The sequence below is a fragment of the Paenibacillus dendritiformis genome, from assembly GCF_945605565.1.
Taxonomy (GTDB): domain Bacteria; phylum Bacillota; class Bacilli; order Paenibacillales; family Paenibacillaceae; genus Paenibacillus_B; species Paenibacillus_B dendritiformis_A.
This window is the reverse complement of the sequence record NZ_OX216966.1, coordinates 5,452,661-5,470,618: the sequence shown is the minus strand read 5'-3', so window position 1 is coordinate 5,470,618 and position 17,958 is coordinate 5,452,661. Positions and strand designations below refer to the sequence as shown.

The 17,958-nt window shown below is 55.0% G+C and carries 15 protein-coding genes and 1 pseudogene; 9 read left to right on the top strand and 7 right to left on the bottom strand.

The genetic code is table 11. The features are described from left to right. Positions 1-22: 22 nt before the first annotated feature. Together NNL35_RS24555 and NNL35_RS24550 are read left to right on the top strand one after the other, a co-directional pair. Positions 23-502 carry an acyl-CoA thioesterase gene (locus NNL35_RS24555; protein WP_006679848.1) on the top strand — a complete coding sequence of 160 codons (480 nt, stop codon included), beginning with the start codon at positions 23-25 and terminating at the stop codon, positions 500-502. Positions 503-673: 171 nt separating this feature from the next. Beyond that, positions 674-1,078 carry an FxsA family protein gene (locus NNL35_RS24550; protein WP_006679849.1) on the top strand — a complete coding sequence of 135 codons (405 nt, stop codon included), beginning with the start codon at positions 674-676 and terminating at the stop codon, positions 1,076-1,078. Between the two features lie 873 nt (positions 1,079-1,951). On the opposite strand, the gene NNL35_RS24545 is transcribed toward NNL35_RS24550, so the two are convergent. Together NNL35_RS24545 and ytvI (NNL35_RS24540) are read right to left on the bottom strand one after the other, a co-directional pair. Beyond that, the gene (locus tag NNL35_RS24545; RefSeq protein ID WP_006680109.1) at positions 1,952-2,473 is read right to left on the bottom strand and encodes a ClbS/DfsB family four-helix bundle protein; all 522 of its coding nucleotides are present in this window, start codon (positions 2,471-2,473) and stop codon (positions 1,952-1,954) included. A 188-nt stretch (positions 2,474-2,661) separates the two neighbouring features. Further along, positions 2,662-3,777, bottom strand: coding sequence for a sporulation integral membrane protein YtvI (gene ytvI, locus NNL35_RS24540; protein WP_006680108.1), 1,116 nt, complete (start codon positions 3,775-3,777; stop codon positions 2,662-2,664). 316 nt (positions 3,778-4,093) lie between these two features. Here ytvI (NNL35_RS24540) and citZ point away from each other — a divergent pair, with 316 nt between their 5' ends. From citZ to NNL35_RS24520, 4 genes are all read left to right on the top strand, one after another. Then, a complete protein-coding gene (citZ, locus tag NNL35_RS24535; protein ID WP_006680107.1) occupies positions 4,094-5,206 on the top strand; it encodes a citrate synthase in 1,113 nt (370 codons plus the stop codon). 154 nt (positions 5,207-5,360) lie between these two features. Then, entirely contained in the window at positions 5,361-6,659 is a 1,299-nt protein-coding gene (gene icd, locus NNL35_RS24530; protein WP_006680106.1) for an NADP-dependent isocitrate dehydrogenase, read from the top strand. A gap of 13 nt (positions 6,660-6,672) precedes the next feature. Further along, complete coding sequence (gene mdh / locus NNL35_RS24525) at positions 6,673-7,614, top strand: malate dehydrogenase (protein ID WP_006680105.1); 942 nt, start codon at positions 6,673-6,675, stop codon at positions 7,612-7,614. A 147-nt stretch (positions 7,615-7,761) separates the two neighbouring features. Then, complete coding sequence (locus tag NNL35_RS24520) at positions 7,762-8,178, top strand: hypothetical protein (RefSeq protein ID WP_254553819.1); 417 nt, start codon at positions 7,762-7,764, stop codon at positions 8,176-8,178. 68 nt (positions 8,179-8,246) lie between these two features. Here NNL35_RS24520 and NNL35_RS24515 read toward each other — a convergent pair whose 3' ends face one another. The 3 genes from NNL35_RS24515 to NNL35_RS24505 form a co-directional block, all read right to left on the bottom strand. Beyond that, positions 8,247-9,254 carry an ABC transporter substrate-binding protein gene (locus NNL35_RS24515; RefSeq protein ID WP_006680103.1) on the bottom strand — a complete coding sequence of 336 codons (1,008 nt, stop codon included), beginning with the start codon at positions 9,252-9,254 and terminating at the stop codon, positions 8,247-8,249. A gap of 194 nt (positions 9,255-9,448) precedes the next feature. Next, positions 9,449-10,474 carry a FecCD family ABC transporter permease gene (locus NNL35_RS24510; RefSeq protein ID WP_006680102.1) on the bottom strand — a complete coding sequence of 342 codons (1,026 nt, stop codon included), beginning with the start codon at positions 10,472-10,474 and terminating at the stop codon, positions 9,449-9,451. Beyond that, the gene (locus NNL35_RS24505; protein ID WP_006680101.1) at positions 10,474-11,520 is read right to left on the bottom strand and encodes a FecCD family ABC transporter permease; all 1,047 of its coding nucleotides are present in this window, start codon (positions 11,518-11,520) and stop codon (positions 10,474-10,476) included. The genes NNL35_RS24510 and NNL35_RS24505 overlap by 1 nt, the downstream gene beginning before the upstream one ends. 273 nt (positions 11,521-11,793) lie before the next feature. Between NNL35_RS24505 and dhaS the strand changes: the two genes are divergently transcribed. Together dhaS and NNL35_RS24495 are read left to right on the top strand one after the other, a co-directional pair. After that, the gene (gene dhaS / locus NNL35_RS24500) at positions 11,794-12,363 is read left to right on the top strand and encodes a dihydroxyacetone kinase transcriptional activator DhaS (protein ID WP_006680100.1); all 570 of its coding nucleotides are present in this window, start codon (positions 11,794-11,796) and stop codon (positions 12,361-12,363) included. Positions 12,364-12,517: 154 nt separating this feature from the next. Next, positions 12,518-14,097 (top strand): annotated as a pseudogene (locus tag NNL35_RS24495) (oleate hydratase). A gap of 97 nt (positions 14,098-14,194) precedes the next feature. On the opposite strand, the gene ytvI (NNL35_RS24490) reads toward NNL35_RS24495, so the two are convergent. Together ytvI (NNL35_RS24490) and yfbR are read right to left on the bottom strand one after the other, a co-directional pair. Further along, the gene (ytvI, locus tag NNL35_RS24490) at positions 14,195-15,331 is read right to left on the bottom strand and encodes a sporulation integral membrane protein YtvI (RefSeq protein ID WP_006680098.1); all 1,137 of its coding nucleotides are present in this window, start codon (positions 15,329-15,331) and stop codon (positions 14,195-14,197) included. A gap of 120 nt (positions 15,332-15,451) precedes the next feature. Then, entirely contained in the window at positions 15,452-16,081 is a 630-nt protein-coding gene (gene yfbR, locus NNL35_RS24485; protein WP_006680097.1) for a 5'-deoxynucleotidase, read from the bottom strand. A 223-nt stretch (positions 16,082-16,304) separates the two neighbouring features. Between yfbR and NNL35_RS24480 the strand changes: the two genes are divergently transcribed. After that, complete coding sequence (locus tag NNL35_RS24480) at positions 16,305-17,855, top strand: fumarate hydratase (protein ID WP_006680096.1); 1,551 nt, start codon at positions 16,305-16,307, stop codon at positions 17,853-17,855. Positions 17,856-17,958 lie beyond the last annotated feature (103 nt).

Genomic DNA, 17,958 nt, shown 5'->3' with positions numbered 1-17,958 from the left:
GATACAATAGGGGGGAATGGGAATGAGCGATGCCGGAATGAACCCGCAAGCCGCGTGGCATGGATTTCCGCTGCGTGTCAGATACCAGGAGACCGACCGGATGGATGTCGTATTCCACGGCAATTACGTCACCTGGTTCGAGGTGGGCCGCACTGAATGGATTCGGGCCCAAGGCCTAACCTACCGTGAACTGGAATCGCGGGGATTGCTGCTGCCGGTCGTCGACCTGCATCTGCATTTTATGCGCCCGGCTGTATACGATGATACGGTGATCGTGTTCACGAAGCTCATTCAGCGGACGCCTCTGCGCCTCACCTTCGCCTCCTGCATCTGCCGCGCAGGCGCGGGGGTTGCCGAAGCCGGCTGGTATGTTGAGCCGGAAGGCGAGCGCCTCGTCGAAGGAGAGACGACGCTGGCTTGGTTGAACGCGAACTGGAGACCGGCCCGGATCGAGCGGGAAGCGCCTGATGTATGGGATCTGCTGAAGCAGGCATGCCCTTGACGCTCCTTCAAGGACTGCTCCGCATCGGCGATCGTTCGCGTCGCGGTCGGGCTGATGACTGACCGGCCATTGAGCGCCAGCAAGAGAGATAACGTGGCAAGCTGCGCTCGCGCAAGCCTCGGCTTCGCAGCGGCAGCATGAAATTCACTTCAGAGGGAAGGAGATGCGAGCATGAACCCGATCATGATAGGCATACTTATCGTATTGACCTTAATTCCGGCTTTGGAGATATATGGTTTTCTCCTCGTCAGCGGCTGGATAGGAGGGTGGAACACGTTCCTCCTGATCCTTTTGACCAGTGTGATCGGCGCGATCATCGCGCGCTACGAGGCAGCTCAAGTATGGGGAGATGCCCAGAAGCAGCTTCAAGCGAGACAGGTTCCGGGACGGGCGGTCATTGACGGGCTCTGTATATTGGCTGGCGGCGTGCTGCTGCTGACCCCCGGTTTTTTCACGGATATTGTGGGCTTCACGCTCGTGTTTCCTCTGACCCGGCCCCTATACAGGCATTACTTGCTTAAATGGATTGAAAAGAAAATGAAGGATGGCAGCTTCATCTACTATCGGCGACATTGATGAGGTGCGCCCGCACAGACAACGACATGATGCGTGCATCATGTCGTTGTTCCGTTCCGGCCACTTATGCTCGATATCCCGTTCCGTCAGGGCAGGTAAGCACGCAGGAGCGCCATATGCTCGATATCCCGTTCCGTCAGGGCAGGTAAGCACACAGCAGCGCCATATGCTCGATATCCCATTTGGTCAGGGCAGGTAAGTACGCAGGAGCGCCATATGCTCGATATCCCATTTGGTCAGGGCAGGTAAGTACGCAGGAGCGCCATATGCTCGATATCCCGTTCCGTCAGGGCAGGTAAGTACGCAGGAGCGCCATATGCTCGATATCCCCTTCGGTCAGGACAGGTAAGTACGCAGGAGCGCCATATGCTCGATATCCCGTTCCGTCAGGGCAGGTTAGTACGCAGGAGTGTCTTATGCTCGATATCCCGTTCCGTCAGGGCAGGTTAGTACGCAGGAGCGCCATATGCTCGATATCCCATTCGGTCAGGGCAGGTAAGTACGCAGGAGCGCCTTATGCTCGGTCAGGAAGGTAAGCACCAAGAGCCTTATGGACGTTATTCCCCTCAGTCAGGACGGGCTGGGTCAGGGACTACGAGCTTTTTCATTCAATCTTTGTGGCTGGCACGTTCGGTCCCCTGACGCGTTGGGATATTGGTCATAAGGACTTTCCCAGCGTACCTCTCCATTCGACAAAGGCATCAGGACAAGAACAAATTACAAGCACAAGAACCAGCCTGCGCACCCGACAACATTCTCCATCAACAGCAACGATGTGCAAAGGATTGGTGGGCCGCCTTTCCCGGCAAGTTCCGGCTCCTGACGCGTTGGGATTAGGTTCCATACACCGCGCCGTCGGGACAGACGGACGAATTACGCTTGTCTCTGATGTTTTTTCCACTTTCTGATTTTTGCCCGGAATGTTTTGAAGGGGGCGGCGGAATTGATGTGAATCCATCGGGCCATCGGCCAGTTCGGCTTGTCCCCGGTCCATTTGCGGACAGACTGGGTAAACAGGTCTTCTTCGCTTAAGGTGTCGATCCAGTCCAGCCACTGGCGTTCTGTATCTCGGAACAACCGCCGAAGCTCGGTCAGGGAAAGATCGGCGTAAGCAGCGTAGAACGATTGGTACAGGCCGCCGAGCTGGTTCCATTTATAACCCGGAGCCGGCATGATAACGGGTTTTCCCGCCAGTTCATCTCTATCCCAGCCCATAACCAGGTGCAGCCATCCGAGCTGGTAGGCGATGATTTCGGCGGGAGTTCTATCGACTTCCGGAACTCTATTGTCCTTTTGACTGTCGTCAATTCCCTCGAACTCGCCATCCAGCAGCAGATAAGCGGCATGGATGGTTTTTTTTAGTTCTTCTTTGGAGGTGTATTCGTAGCTTGCCATAGCGCGCTCCTTTTCAGGTTTTTCTTATATTTTATTAGGTTGAACCTGACACCTCTATGTCATATTCCGATCCGTCCCGCAACCAAAATAGATAACTGTACGGCATGACGACATCCGGGCCCTCCGTGAACGGCGAAAAGCGGAGGATTCCCTACGGTGATAGGCATGCGGGCGCTCGCCCCGAATTCTCAGTGCCTTCCCGCCATAATGTAGTTGCGCAAGTCCGTGAAGATACCGGCCCGGTGCAGAGCGGCAATGATGACGACGGCGACGGGCCCGGCGATCAGGCCGAGCACGCCGAGCAGCTTGAGGCCGGCGAAGGTGGCCATGAGCATGATGAGCGGATCGAGTCCGACGCTGGAGGCCAGCACTTTCGGCTCCATCACCTGGCGGGCGACGAGGACAATCGCGTAGAGGACGGCAAGTCCGATGCCGAACGAGGTGTTGCCGATCGCGAAGCTGTATATCATCCAAGGCACCATGACCGCTCCTACGCCCAGGTAGGGGAGCAGATCGACAAGGCCGACCAGCAGTCCGATCGTAATCGCGTAGTCGACCCGGAGCAGGATGAGGCCGATCGTGACGAAGACCATTGTCATCGAGATAAGCAGGAATTGCGCCCGGCAGTAGCCGAACAGGGCCCCCTTCAGATCATGCCAAATGGTGCCGGCCGGCGTCCGGAGCGGCTCCTGCACCCAGGCGAGCACCGTGCGCCGCCACCGCAGCCAATCCTTGCTGATGAAGAAGGCGGCGAGCAGGACGACGATCGCGATGGTTGCGACGTTGGGGAGGCTGGTGAGCAGCCGGACAATGCCGTCCAGGAAGAGCGTGATCAGATTCGTAATCGCGGTCGTGACGGTCTGAGCGGTATCGGCCAGATTGCGGTTGATCGATTCCTGGACATTGGGATTATCCTTGTAGATCGAACTGATCAATTGGATGAACTGCTGCACCTCCCCGCTGTCGAAAAAACGGACAAACAGCTCCCTCCACTGATTCAGTGTGTAATCCATCGTTAACGAGACCGTATATATTTCTTTGACGATGCGTGTAATAACGGCGGCCGCAATCGTCATCATTCCGAGCAGGAAGAGCAGCAGCGACACCGTGACGCTGAGCCAGCGGGGGAAGCGCAGCGATTCGCTCATCCAATCAACGATCGGATTCAGCAGGAGCGCGATCAGCCACGCGATTAAGAACGGGTACATCACAGGCAAGAGAACGTAGCAAGAGACGCAGACAAGGACGGATCCTCCCAGGACAAGGCTTCCTCTCCACAGCCGTTTCAACAGTATGTGATTCATTTTCCCGTCTCCTTTCCGGCTTGGGTGACCGGGATTCCTGCTTCCCGGATCCGAACGTGGGACAGACCTCTATATGTAATGCTATGCTTAAAATCACAAGACTTTCATTTTTATTTTCACAAAAAGCATTTATAGACGTGATAAAGCATTTCTATCCACATTCTGTAATGAAACCGTTCACAGTTCCGACAAAATCCTTTATGATTTAAAGTAGAAAGAACCTGCCTATTTCCAAATAGTCAGGGAACATCAGGATTGGCAGAGAAAAGGGAAGCTGGAATTGATATAGGTTAGTAATGCAAAGGAGAGAGGACACATGACAGCGACGAAAGGTTTGGAAGGTATTGTTGCAGCGGAATCGTCGATCAGCTCGATTATCGACGGCACGCTGACCTACCGCGGTTACAATATCGACGATTTGGCTGATTACGCAACCTTTGAAGAGGTCGTGTACTTGCTCTGGCATGGCAAGCTGCCGAACCGTGACGAATTATCTGCATTACAGAAGCAATTCGACGAGAATGCGGCAATTTCTCCTGCCGTCATCGATCAAATGAGATTGTACCCGTCGAACGCCAATACGATGGCTGTTCTCCGCTCCGCCATTTCCGCCCTGGCTCTGTATGACGAGTTGGCCGACGATATGAGCCGGGAGGCGAATGTCGCCAAGGCGGTGAACCTGCAGGCGAAGCTGCCTACCGTGGTTGCCGCTTATGCGCGTCTTCGCGCGGGCAAGGAGCCGGTAGCTCCGCAAGCCGGCCGTTCCATCGCATACAATTTCTTGTATATGCTGACCGGGGAAGAGCCGGAGGCAAGCGCTGTAAAAGCGATGGACAAAGCGCTCGTCCTTCACGCAGATCATGAGTTAAACGCTTCCACGTTCGCCGCCCGCGTCACGGTGGCGACGCTATCCGACATCTATTCCGGCATCGTATCGGCTATCGGAGCCTTGAAGGGACCTCTTCATGGCGGAGCCAACGAAGCCGTCATGAAGATGCTTGAAGAGATCGGCTCGCTCGACCGCGTGGAGGATTACATTCAAGATAAGCTCAATCGAAGAGAAAAGATTATGGGCTTCGGACACCGCGTCTACAAGAACGGAGATCCGCGGGCGAAGCATCTTCAGGCGATGTCTCGCGAGCTTGGCAGCAAGAGCGGCAATCTCGAACTGTATAACATGTCGGTGCGGATCGAAGAGATTGTGACCGGTCAGAAGGGTCTGAAGCCGAACGTCGACTTCTATTCGGCCTCGGTGTACACGCTGCTTGGCATTCCGCGCGATCTGTTCACTCCGATCTTCGCGGTAAGCCGGGTGTCCGGGTGGACGGCTCATATTTTGGAGCAGTACGAGAACAACCGGATTATCCGTCCGCGCGCCGAGTATACCGGACCGGCCGTCCAGCGCTACGTTCCGCTTGCGGATCGATAATCGCCGGACACGGGACGGTGCTGCGGAATAATCGAACTGGCTTGTGCTACCAGACGGCGGGTTGCTACAATGGAGTTGTGGCTCCCGCCAATCGTATGGCAGACGAAGGCTGCATCGCGTGATGGTGCGGCAATTTACTTAAGGAGGAACGTCCATGGTTCAATTGGAGAAGTTCGAGTTACCTACTGAAGGCGAGAAAATTACAATTCAAGACGGCAAGCTGCAAGTGCCTAATCATCCGATTATCCCGTTCATCGAAGGCGACGGAACGGGCCGCGATATTTGGCGCGCATCGAAGCGGGTGCTCGATGCCGCAGTCGAGAAGGCGTACAAGGGCGAGCGCAAGCTGGCGTGGTATGAGGTGTTCGCGGGCGAGAAGGCCTACAACACATACGGCGAATGGCTGCCGAACGATACGCTGACAGCGATTCGTGAATATATCGTCGCGATCAAGGGACCGTTGACGACGCCAATCGGCGGCGGCATCCGTTCCCTGAACGTCGCGCTTCGCCAAGAGCTGGATCTGTACACCTGCTTGCGTCCGGTCCGCTATTTCAACGGCGTTCCTTCTCCGGTCAAGCGTCCGGAATTGGTTGACATGGTCATTTTCCGTGAAAATACTGAAGATATCTATGCCGGCATCGAGTATGCTTCCGGATCGGAAGAAGTGAAGAAAGTGATTGCCTTCCTGCAGCAGGAAATGGGCGTTAAGAAAATCCGCTTCCCTGAGACTTCCGGCATCGGCATCAAGCCGGTATCTTCCGAAGGCTCGAAGCGTCTCGTGCGCGCAGCGATCGAATACGCGATCACCCATAAGCGCAAGAGCGTAACGCTGGTTCACAAAGGCAACATTATGAAGTTCACGGAAGGCGCGTTCAAGAACTGGGGCTACGAAGTAGCCGAGCAGGAATTCGCCGAGCAGACGTTCACTTGGGGCCAGTACGATCGCATCAAGGAAGCGGAAGGCGTAGATGCAGCGAACAAGGCCCAGGCGGAAGCGGAAGCGGCCGGCAAGATCATCATCAAGGACGCCATCGCCGATATCGCGCTGCAGCAAGTGCTGACGCGTCCGAAGGACTTCGACGTCATCGCTACGCTGAACCTGAACGGCGACTACTTGTCCGACGCGCTGGCTGCGCAAGTTGGCGGCATCGGCATTGCCCCTGGCGCGAACATCAACTATGTTACCGGACATGCCATTTTCGAAGCGACGCACGGAACCGCGCCGAAATACGCGGATCTCGATGTCGTCAATCCGGGCTCCGTTATTCTGTCCGGCGTCATGCTGCTGGAGCATCTTGGCTGGCAGGAAGCTGCCGACCTGATCTACAAAGGCATGGAGACGGCCATCAATAACAAGACCGTAACCTATGACTTTGCCCGTCTGATGGACGATGCAACGGAAGTGAAATGCTCGCAATTCGCTGATCATATCATTAACCATATGAAATAGGGGGTCGACCGGAATGGCTATTCGACGCAACAAGATTACAGTAGTAGGTGCGGGATTCACGGGCGCTACTACTGCTTTGATGCTCGCCCAAAAGGAACTCGGAGACGTTGTATTGGTGGATATCCCCCAACTCGAGAATCCAACGAAGGGGAAGGCGCTTGACATGCTGGAGGCAAGCCCGGTGCAAGGGTTCGACAGCCAGATTACAGGTACCTCCAACTATGAAGATACGAAGGATTCCGACATCGTCATCATTACGGCGGGTGTAGCGCGGAAGCCGGGCATGAGCCGGGACGATCTCGTCAACACGAATGCAGGCATTGTGAAGTCCGTCTGCGAGAATGTGAAAAAATACTGCCCAAATGCTTACGTCATCATTTTGAGCAATCCGGTCGATGCGATGACCTACGCCGCATTCGAGACGCTTGGCTTCCCGAAGAACCGCGTCATCGGCCAATCCGGCGTGCTGGACACGGCTCGTTACTGCACGTTCATCGCGCAGGAATTGAACGTGTCGGTGGAAGATGTCCGCGGAGTCGTGCTTGGCGGACATGGCGACGACATGGTGCCGCTCGTTCGGTACACGAATGTCGGCGGCGTACCGATTGAGAAGCTGATTCCGCAGGAGCGCATTGATGCGATCGTGCAGCGCACCCGCGTCGGCGGTGGCGAGATCGTGAACCTGCTTGGCAACGGCAGCGCCTACTATGCCCCGGCGGCTTCGCTGGTACAGATGACCGAAGCGATTCTGAAGGACAAGAAGCGCATTCTGCCGGTCATCGCTTACCTGGAAGGCGAATACGGCTACGACCAGCTGTTCATGGGCGTATTGGCCGTACTGGGCGGCGACGGCATCGAGAGAGTGATTGAGATTGACTTGACGCCGGAAGAGCGGGCGGCATTGGACAAATCGGCCGAATCCGTACGGAATGTTATCAAAGTTGTTGCCGGATAAATCGAAATTGTGACAAATATTATAGCGATATGCAGAAAGATGGCCCGAAAATGGCCATCTTTCTTTGTGTTCAGAGGAAGAGTCTAGTATAATAGGAACCAATATTACATACTTAACATGACTATGGAGGGAATGTTCCTTATGACCATGGCTCTTTTACTCTTGCATATCCTTGGGGCGGTCGCAATGGGGATATACGCGGTCATTCCGTTTGTCGTTAATAAGCTGAAGCTTGTATCGGCATCGGGACAGGAGGGGCTGCTGCTTGGCGTGCATTCCGCGAACCGGATAGCCCAGTACGCGCTGATCGCGCAATTTCTGACCGGCGGCTACTTGATTAGTAAAGGCAGCTATTCCATGCTGTGGATTATTTTGACGATGGTAGTGTTTCTCGCCATTGCCGCGCTGGGCGGAATTATGGGCAAGCAGATCAAGGTTGCGCTGCAGTCGGCGAAGGCCGGCCAGAGCAATACGGCAGCGATTGACAAGACGCAGATGTTCGGCACGCTCGTCTTTATCCTGTTTATCATCATGGTTATATTGATGGTTTACCGCAACATTTAACCGGAAGGCAGATGAGGGAGGGCCGTCCTGTACGTCATGCAGTGTGACGTACGGGACGGCCTTTTGCTTTATTTTTTCAATACCATATCGCGCACCATTTCAAGTGCTTTTTCTTTGCCGAGCGGGAATGTCCCTAACGACCATGTTGGATTGTCCAGCATATAGACATGGCCGTTTTTGGCTGCCTTCAGCTTGCCCCATAGCTCGGATTTTTGCATGTCATCCAGCTTTTTTTGCGCCACGGCCAAATTATTGCCGTACAGGCCCAAGAAAATATAGTCCGGATCGAACTTGAACAGATTTTCAAGTGAGACAATTTCAACGCTTGACTCCGTCGGCGCTCCTTCGCCCATCGGCAGCTTCAAGTCAGAGAACAAGACGTCGCCGAGCAAGGCTTTTCCGTAAATCCGGTATTGCGACGCATTCGTCACGTACAGGGCAAACGTAGCATCTCCTGTGACGGCTTTAATTTCATCGCCGATTTTCTTCGCTTTTTCTTCATATTGAGCAAGCCATTCATTCATTTCCTTTTCTTTGCCCAAGATGCCGGCCATCTCAGGGAAGCGTTCGCGCCACGTGTAAAAGTCGCCCTCCAACTGGACCGTAGGCGCTATTTGCGTGAGCTGATCGTACAGCTTCTCCGTGCGGCCGCTCGTAATAATCAAATCCGGATTCAGCGCCATCACGTCTTCCACCTTCACGGAGCCGGCATCCACCAAGGTTACTCCTTCCAGCTTGTCCTTCAAGTAATCGGGCAGATCCGGGCCGGCTGACGACATAATCGGCTTGATGCCCATGATCAATAATTCTTCAGTTGCATAGGCAAGGTCGACGACGCGTTGGGGGTTCACCGGAATTTTCACTTCGCCGCGCGATGTGTTGACCACCTTGAAGTCGGCTTCCTGCGTGGACTCCGCCTTATGTTCCTCTGTCTTCTGTTCCTCCGCTGCCTTCTCATTCTGCTGAGCTGCACTTTCCTGGCTGCCTGTTGCCTGGGCGCCTTCCTTTTGGCCGCATCCTGTAAAAATAAGTGCCAATACCAAAATCAATGTTACGCTTATCAACCGTTTCATCATATCGGATTTCCTCATTTCTTCTCTATTTTTATTGCTTGGCCCCATTTTGCCGTTCCATGATGACGATCTTGCTCATTTTCAAGGCATCCCCCCCTTGGCATGCTAAGGCAATCTCGGAAGCGTGTATAGAGGTTGTTCCTAAGGTTCTATTGGTGCTAACGGAGCATCGTCCCTTGAGAACAGTCGTACATGACCTATGCCTTGGTTTTCATTAAAAGGTAGAGAAAGTAGGGCGCCCCCAGCACGGAGATAACGATGCCGACCGGAATCTCCGTCCGGCTCAGGACATTGCGCGACAATAAGTCTGCCGCCAGCAGCAGCAGCGCCCCGATCAAGGTCGCGGCCGGAATCAGAAGCTGATGCTTGGGCCCGACCAGCTTGCGGGCGATGTGAGGCGCAATCAGGCCGACGAAGCCGATGCCGCCGCCCGCGGCCACACAGGCTCCGGCCAATCCGGCGCTGGCAAAAATCAATTTGCCGCGTTCGCGCTCGACGCGCAGCCCGACGCCCGTCGCCAACGGGTCTCCGAGCTGAAGCACATTAAGAGAACGCGCCTTCCACATGGCATAGGGAACGAGCACCAATATCCAGGGCAGAATCGCAATCACGAACGCCCAGCTTGTTCCCCACAGGCTGCCCGCCAGCCAGACCGTGGCATACATGAAGTTGGCGTTGGCTAATTTCAAGGATATGAACGTATTGACCGCACCGAGGCCGGCAGATACCGCGATTCCGACAAGAATGAGCCGGATCGGGGTGATGCCTTGCTTCCAGGCCAGCGTAAAGATAAGCACGGCCGTTGCGCCGGCGCCGACCAATGCGAACAGCGGAATGGTCATTGTCGGCAATACGCTCTTGATCTCCTTCGTCTCGAACACCAAATACATGAAGAGTACAACCGCCAGCCCGGCCCCGGCGTTAATTCCGAGAATTCCCGGATCGGCCAGCGCATTGCGCGACAATCCCTGCAGGATGACACCCGATACCGCCAGCCCGCACCCGATGAGCAGCGCAATGACCATGCGCGGCATCCGGAACTGGAACAGCAGGGTCTCCTGCTGCTGGGTTCCGCCGCCGAACAGCGTCTTGAGTACGTCAAGCGGAGACAACGGGATCGAGCCTGAATTCAGACTGATGAGAAATACCGCAATAATCATCGCGGCCAGCAGGCTCAGCACAAGGGAAGCTCGTCCATGCAGGGTCATCCGTAACGACCGCATTATAGGGCCCTCCCTTCTTTACGCGCCAGATAGAGGAAGAACGGGACGCCGATGACGGCGGTAACCGCCCCGATCGGTGTCTCATAAGGCGCGTTGAACCATCTGGCTGCAATGTCCGCATAGGTGACGAGAACGCCGCCGAATACGGCAGAGCAAGGAATAATCAGCCGATAGTCGACACCGACGAGCGACCGCACCATATGCGGGATGATCAGCCCTACGAAGCCAACCCCGCCCGCTACCGATACGGCGGCGCCGGTCATGAACAAGACGACAATCGTGCACATCGCCTTAATCAATACGGTGCGCTGCCCCAGTCCGGCGGCCACTTCCTCGCCGAAGCTGAGCAGGGTAATATCCCGCGACAGCACAATCGCCATCGCCAGGCAGACCACGCTTACCGGGAACAGCATATCTATCGCATCCCACCGGACCATGGTCAGCCCGCCGGCCGCGAAGAAGCTGATGTCCTGCGCGATGTTGAAATAAATCGCCAGCCCGGAGGCTAGCGCCCCGAAGAGAGAGCTCACTGCCGCTCCGGCCAGGACCAGCTTGATCGGCGACATCCCGCCCGGGGACAGCGCGCTGATCGCGTAGACGATCATGACTCCCGCCGCCGCGCCGGCGAAGGAGAAGATGACCATTTCAAGGTAGCTTAACGCCGGCAACACAATCATGGCGATGGCAATCGCCAGACCCGAGCCTTGAGACAGCCCCATAATCGAAGGGGTGGCCAGCGGATTGCGGGTGATGCCTTGCATGATCGCGCCGGATGCCGCCAGGCACGCGCCCACCAATATTCCGCTGATCGCTCTCGGCATCCGGAGCTCGTAAATGAGCAACTGGGAAGCCGAATCGGTATTGAATCCCAATATCAAATCCAATACATCTTGGTAGCCTGCGTCGGCAGCGCCATACGAAATAGAAACGACAAAGCCTGCTGCAAGCAGTATCGCCCCAAGGAGGAGCAGCCCGAGTGCGATAATAAGGCGAGAGAATCGTACTGTCCCGGTGAGAGGAGGGTGAACCGCTCCATCTGCTTGCATTTGTGGAACCCCCTTTATGTATAAAAATGCAGTGCCGAAGCGGCAATGGGACGGATTTGATGTTACAAATGATATTGAGAATCATTATCGATCAAATCCAAAGCCTATTTTATCAAAGGCGGTTATTCTGTCAAGAGTTTTTTGAGAAAGCGATGGGACGGCCCCTCATTTTTAGCGGGCGCCTTGTTGCGCCAAGTCATTTGTAGCGTTATACGATTGCGGGTATAATAAGCATAAATTTCAGCGTTGTATACTGATACAGCAGGTGATGGAATGTCCAGCTCGCTCATTACAAAAAAAGCGCTTGCAACCTCACTCAAGGAACTGATGAACGACCACCCTTTCAATAAAATTACGGTCAGGCATATCGTGGATCACTGCGGCTTGAACAGGCAAACGTTTTACTACCATTTCCAGGACATTTACGATTTGCTCGGCTGGGTCTACAAATCCGAAGCCGTCGAGAGCATCGCCCACTACCGAAGCTACAGCACATGGACGCAAGGACTCCGCAAAATTTTTCTCTATATCGAGAACAACAAAGCATTCTGTCTCAACACACTCAACTCATTGGCAAGGAACCATCTCGATCATTATTTGTACAGCGTCACGACGGGCTTGATGATGGATGTGGTGAACGAAGTATCGGATAAAATGGAGGTTCGGGAAGAGGATAAGAAATTTATCGCCAATTTCTATGCGTTGGCCTTTACCGGCCTCGTGATTCAATGGATGGAGAATGGAATGACCGAGAATCCGGACCGGATGATCCAAAAATTGAGCGAGCTGCTGGAGGGAAATTTCGCCAAAGCGCTGCATCGCTATGAGCACAAGCCCCGGTAAGCGAGGCTGCCTCTTGCTAGAAAACTATACATTTTATTGCGAATGACAAAAAATCATACAGCCGCCGCATATTGATTATTCCGCGAGCCGCCTTCGTGTAATACAGTTAGGTTGCTGAGGAACACAAGCAATCATACCAATGGAGGCGACGGTTATGAGCACGGAGTACAATAACAAGCAAGTCTATTTTGTCGGCGGCGGAATCGCGTCACTCGCAGGTGCTGCTTTCCTGGTTCGAGACTGTGAATTCCCTGGTTCCCGCATTCATATCATGGAGGAAATGAAAATACTCGGCGGCAGCAACGACGGCTCCGGCAATGGCGAGCAAGGATATGTCATTCGCGGGGGCCGCATGCTGAATGATGAGACTTATGAGAACACCTGGGATCTGTTAAGCTCGATCCCTTCTATCGATGATCCCGCCAAATCCGTCAGAGACGAAATTGTCAATTCGATACCGCTCATCCGACGCATTCGAATGCGCGTCTCGTCAACCAGCACGCCGAAGTTCAGGACGTGACATCGATGGGCTTCGATATGGCGGATCGCATCGCGATGTCCAAGCTCATTATGACGCCGGAAGAGAAGCTGGGCACCGCCCGGATCCAGGATTGGTTCGGCCCGCATTTCTTCGAGACGAACTTCTGGTATATGTGGGCAACCACGTTCGCATTCCAGCCTTGGCATAGCGCCGCCGAGCTCAAACGGTACATGATCCGCTTCATGCATGAGTTCCCGCGAATTCATACCCTTGAAGGGGTGACGAGAACTCCATACAATCAATATGATTCTATCACGGTTCCGCTCCATAATTATTTGGCGCAGCATGGCGTCGATTTCAATATGAAATGCACAGTGACCGATTTGGATTTCAAAGAAGGCAGCGGCATTACGGTAACGAAAATTCATTATGTCAAAGAAGGATCGCCGGGAACGATAGAACTCAATGACGGCGACCTTGTTATCGTGACGAACGGGTCGATGACGGAGGGCTATAGCCTTGGCTCGATGACGACCGCTCCGAGCTTGAACGGCAAGGGAAGCTCCTGGAAGCTGTGGGATCGCATCGCCGCGAAGAAGCCCGGATTGGGGAAGCCTTCTTCGTTCGATGATCATATCGAAGGCTCGAAGTGGGAGTCCTTCACCGTGACCTGTCAGGATTCGAGATTTTTTGAGCTGATGGAAGCCTTCTCCCGCAATAAGGCAGGAACAGGCGCCTTGGTCACGTTCAAGGAGTCCAGCTGGCTGATGTCGATTGTGCTGGCGCATCAGCCGCATTTCCGGAACCAGCCGGAGCATGTCCGCGTGTTCTGGGGCTACGGTCTGTTCCCGGACAATGTCGGCGACTATGTGAAGAAAAAAATGTCGGACTGCACAGGTGAGGAGATACTGACGGAGCTGCTGAGTCATCTTCATTTTCATGAGGATATGGACGCGATTATCCAGACCGCCAATTGCATTCCGTGCATGATGCCGTATATTACGGCGCAATTCATGCCGCGCGCGATCGGCGACCGTCCGCAGGTCGTCCCGCAGGGCTCGACGAATCTGGCCTTCGTCGGGCAATTCTGCGAGATTCCGAACGATGTCGTCTTTACGGAAGAATATTCGGTCCGCTCGGCAAGAATCGCCGTTTATACGCTGTTGGGCATCAACAAGCCGATCGCTCCGATTAACGAGTATCAATATGACATTAGAACGCTGCTGAATGGGCTGGTGACGTCCTTCCGGTAAAAAGGTGGCGTGAAAGAGTTGCGGTGAGCCTGACAGGCAAAGAGAGCGCATTCCGGGGGAATGGCGCTCTCTTTGTTGTCCTTGCGAAGCTGCTTGATTATTTGGGTGCAGGGGGCGCCACCGGAAAGAAGGAGCCGGTCATAATATAGCGCCAGACATCGCGGAATACATGGGCCCGCTGCAGCGCCGTCAGCACGACGAGGGCGATGATGCCGACAAAAATGCCGATCACCCCGAACAGATGAAGTCCCGCGAACAAAAAGATAAGCAGCATAAGCGGATTCAGTCCGATGCTGGAGCCGTACACCTTCGGTTCAAAGGCATGGCGCGTCACGAGAATAATCGGCCATAGCACCAGGAGACCGGTGCCCAGGAACAGGTTGCCTTCGAAGAAGGAGAAGACCGCCCATGGGACGACAATGGCGGGGATGCCGATGAGCGGGATCAGATCGACAATGCCGCCGATAATGGCGAGCGTGAAGGCGTACTCGACGCCAAGAACAAGCAGCCCCAGGAAAAAGACGAGGGCGGTAATGCTGGATAAAATAATATGCCCCTTCACGTATCCGAAAATGGCATGCTGCAGATCGCCGATTACGACACCAAGGGAGGTGCGCACCCGTTCGGGTACCATCTGCTTGCTCGCGGCCGCCAGCGTATTCCACTGTTTGCTGATAAGATAGGTAGCGACCATAATGATGACGGTGATGATCGCCAGCTTGGGCAGGAACAGCACGGTCGCTTTAATAAAGTTGAATAAATAGGCCACGAGGGCCGAGCCGGCCGTCGCGATCGTGCTCGTATATTTCGAGAGGGACGATTGCAGGTCGATGGATGTCAGCGTTTCATTCAGATCGGACAGGAGCGCCTGGAATTCAGCGGAATGATAGTAGTCATTCAGCCAATTCCTCCACTCCGCGATCTGCTCCTGCACGAGGCCGACGATATGCCAGGACTCTGACACGATCTTGGTCGTGAAGACGAAGATCGCGAAGGCAATAATCGATCCGAACAGCAAAATGGCGGAGGTTACGGCGGTCCAGCGCGGGAACCTCCATCTTTGCTCCAAAAACCGTACGAGCGGGTTCATCGCATAGGCCAGCAGCCAGGCAATCAAGAACGGGTAAATTATCCGGAAGCCATAATAAAATAGCAGAATAGCCCCGACCGTAACGATGGTTACCCATATGCCGCGAAAAATGCGATGAACCAGTGTGACATTGAATAATGGCATGGCGTTCTTCCTTTCTTCCTATCCAACGGCGACAATTTTTTACCTTAATTTTAACAGACCGCGGGATGATTTCCAAAACCATCGCTAGTCTGCGGGATAGGAAGGAGGAACTACGGGAGCCTAGCTGTCGGACAGCGACATTTCGTCCAGCGTCATGTCGAAGCTTGGCGCAAGACGGGTAAGGACATAGTCGACTTCCTCCAGGCCGAGCGCCCGCAATTTTTGTTCCGTCTGCCGCCGGGCCACATCGAATTCCCGGTTGCCCGCCGCCGCTTCGCTTCCGCATTTGAAGTAGGCGTCGAGGAGATCGGCAGCCTTCACATAGCGCTTCAGCTCCTCATCCAGGGTCTGATCGATGAGTGGCGCATAGGCCGCCTGCAGCTCGGCCGGAATCATGCCGACAAGCCGTTCCGCAGCCAATTGCTCGATCTCGCGGAAGTTGGCCAGAATGCGCGTATTGTGGTGCTTGACCGGCGTTGGAATATCACCGGTGAACACTTCCGTCGCGTCGTGGAACAACGCCATCATGACGGCCCGGCCCGTATCCAGCGCTTTGCCGTACACCTCGTTCCCGATCGTGCACAGCATGTGCGTGGTCATCGCGACGTGGAAGCTGTGCTCGGCGACGTTCTCCTTCGTCGTATTGCGCATCAGGCTCCAGCGCTCGATATGCTTCAACCGATACATATAGGCAAAAAAATGATGTCCGCAGGGGCGCCCGGCTTGCGCCTCGTCCTTGGTTGGATCCATAGTTCTCATCCTTTCCGGCATCGCATCGAGCTTCGGATAACTTCGCCCGGAAGTCTTCGACAGACGCTTCTATTATGCTATTATATTACTATAGGAAGCGGATTCACGCCGCATGCGGCATGTCGAATCGGCCGAAGCAGAGAAGATAGAGAGGAACCCGATATACAGCCAGATCATTGCAGAGAGAAGCGGGACATTCGAAGAGAGGGGCTTGGGTTTGCTTATGAAATCGTTTTTGCAGAGCGTATATGATTTGATCGTGGAGACATCAACCAATCTGCCCGGCGATGTGCGCAAGGCGATCCGGGAAGCGCAAGCGCGCGAGGACGCTGCCACGCGCGCCGGACTGTCCCTGGGCACGATCGCCCGCAACATTGCGATGGCGGAGACGAAGGTATCCCCCATCTGCCAGGATACCGGCATGCCGACGTTCATCGTGCATACTCCGGTAGGCGCGAATCAGATCGTCATGAAGCGGGACATTCAGGAGGCGGTAAGCCGCGCGACGAAGGAAGGCAAGCTCCGGACCAATTCCGTCGATTCGCTGACGGGCGCGAACAGCGGAGATAATCTCGGCCCGGGAACGCCGGTCATCCATTTCGAGCAGTGGGAGCGCGACGACATTGAGGTGCGTCTCATCTTGAAGGGCGGCGGCTGCGAGAACAAGAATATCCAGTACAGCCTGCCGGCCGAACTGGAGGGCTTGGGCAAGGCGGGCCGCGATCTCGACGGCATCCGCAAGTGCATTCTGCATGCTATCTATCAGGCGCAGGGGCAGGGCTGCAGCGCAGGCTTCATCGGCGTCGGCATCGGCGGCGATCGGACGACAGGCTACGAGCTGGCGAAGCAACAGCTGTTCCGCCGCGTAGATGATACGAATCCGATCGACGAGCTGCGGCAATTGGAAGAATATATTTTGGAAAAGGCGAATCAGTTAGGCATCGGCACGATGGGCTTCGGCGGCGAGGTGACGCTGCTTGGCTGCAAGATCGGGGTCATGAACCGGCTGCCGGCCAGCTTCTTCGTATCGGTTGCCTATAATTGTTGGGCCTACCGGCGCCAGGGCGTTCTGCTCGACAGCGCGAGCGGAGAGATTAAGGAATGGGTATACGAGCGCGGCAGCGAGCTTCCGATGGACAGCGCAGCCGATGAAGCGGCAGGAGCGGCGGAAGAAGCGCCCGCGAAGAGCGAGAGCCGCCGCATCGTGCTGAACACGCCGATTTCCGAGGAGCAGATCCGCTCCTTGAAGGTGGGGGACGTCGTCGTCATCAACGGAGAGATGCATACGGGACGCGATGCACTGCACAAATATTTGATGGACCACGATGCGCCGGTCGATCTGAACGGGGCGGTAATCTATCATTGCGGCCCGGTCATGCTGAAGGATGAGGAAGGCTGGCATGTCAAGGCGGCCGGACCGACGACAAGCATTCGCGAGGAGCCGTACCAGGGCGATATTATTAAGAAATTCGGCATCCGCGCCGTTATCGGCAAAGGCGGCATGGGAGCGAAGACGCTGGCCGCGCTGCAGGAGCATGGCGCCGTCTATTTGAATGCGATTGGCGGGGCGGCTCAATATTATGCGGAATGCATGAAGCAAGTGAACGGAGTCGATTTCCTCGAATTCGGCATTCCGGAAGCGATGTGGCATCTCGATGTAGAAGGGTTCGCGGCGATCGTGACGATGGATGCGCATGGCAACAGCCTGCACGCCGACGTCGATCGCAGCTCGTTCGAGAAGCTGGCCCAGTTCAAGGACCCTGTCTTTGCATAAGCAATTATTCTCTCATCCCCGGTCGCGGACCGGGGATTTGTCGTATATAAGGTTTGTTCCTATAGGGTTTATTGTAATTCTAGGGTGGGGCATACTGCGCTTC

Bases quoted from the DNA above. Each gene is read 5' to 3' on its own strand.
- citZ (WP_006680107.1), top strand. From the start codon at position 4,094: ATGACAGCGACGAAAGGTTTGGAAGGTATTGTTGCAGCGGAATCGTCG.
- NNL35_RS24515 (WP_006680103.1), bottom strand. From the start codon at position 9,254: ATGATGAAACGGTTGATAAGCGTAACATTGATTTTGGTATTGGCACTT.
- mdh (WP_006680105.1), top strand. From the start codon at position 6,673: ATGGCTATTCGACGCAACAAGATTACAGTAGTAGGTGCGGGATTCACG.
- NNL35_RS24505 (WP_006680101.1), bottom strand. From the start codon at position 11,520: ATGCAAGCAGATGGAGCGGTTCACCCTCCTCTCACCGGGACAGTACGA.
- NNL35_RS24480 (WP_006680096.1), top strand. From the start codon at position 16,305: ATGAAATCGTTTTTGCAGAGCGTATATGATTTGATCGTGGAGACATCA.
- yfbR (WP_006680097.1), bottom strand. From the start codon at position 16,081: ATGGATCCAACCAAGGACGAGGCGCAAGCCGGGCGCCCCTGCGGACAT.
- NNL35_RS24510 (WP_006680102.1), bottom strand. From the start codon at position 10,474: ATGCGGTCGTTACGGATGACCCTGCATGGACGAGCTTCCCTTGTGCTG.
- ytvI (WP_006680108.1), bottom strand. From the start codon at position 3,777: ATGAATCACATACTGTTGAAACGGCTGTGGAGAGGAAGCCTTGTCCTG.
- NNL35_RS24555 (WP_006679848.1), top strand. From the start codon at position 23: ATGAGCGATGCCGGAATGAACCCGCAAGCCGCGTGGCATGGATTTCCG.
- NNL35_RS24520 (WP_254553819.1), top strand. From the start codon at position 7,762: ATGGCTCTTTTACTCTTGCATATCCTTGGGGCGGTCGCAATGGGGATA.
- dhaS (WP_006680100.1), top strand. From the start codon at position 11,794: ATGTCCAGCTCGCTCATTACAAAAAAAGCGCTTGCAACCTCACTCAAG.
- NNL35_RS24545 (WP_006680109.1), bottom strand. From the start codon at position 2,473: ATGGCAAGCTACGAATACACCTCCAAAGAAGAACTAAAAAAAACCATC.
- ytvI (WP_006680098.1), bottom strand. From the start codon at position 15,331: ATGCCATTATTCAATGTCACACTGGTTCATCGCATTTTTCGCGGCATA.
- icd (WP_006680106.1), top strand. From the start codon at position 5,361: ATGGTTCAATTGGAGAAGTTCGAGTTACCTACTGAAGGCGAGAAAATT.
- NNL35_RS24550 (WP_006679849.1), top strand. From the start codon at position 674: ATGAACCCGATCATGATAGGCATACTTATCGTATTGACCTTAATTCCG.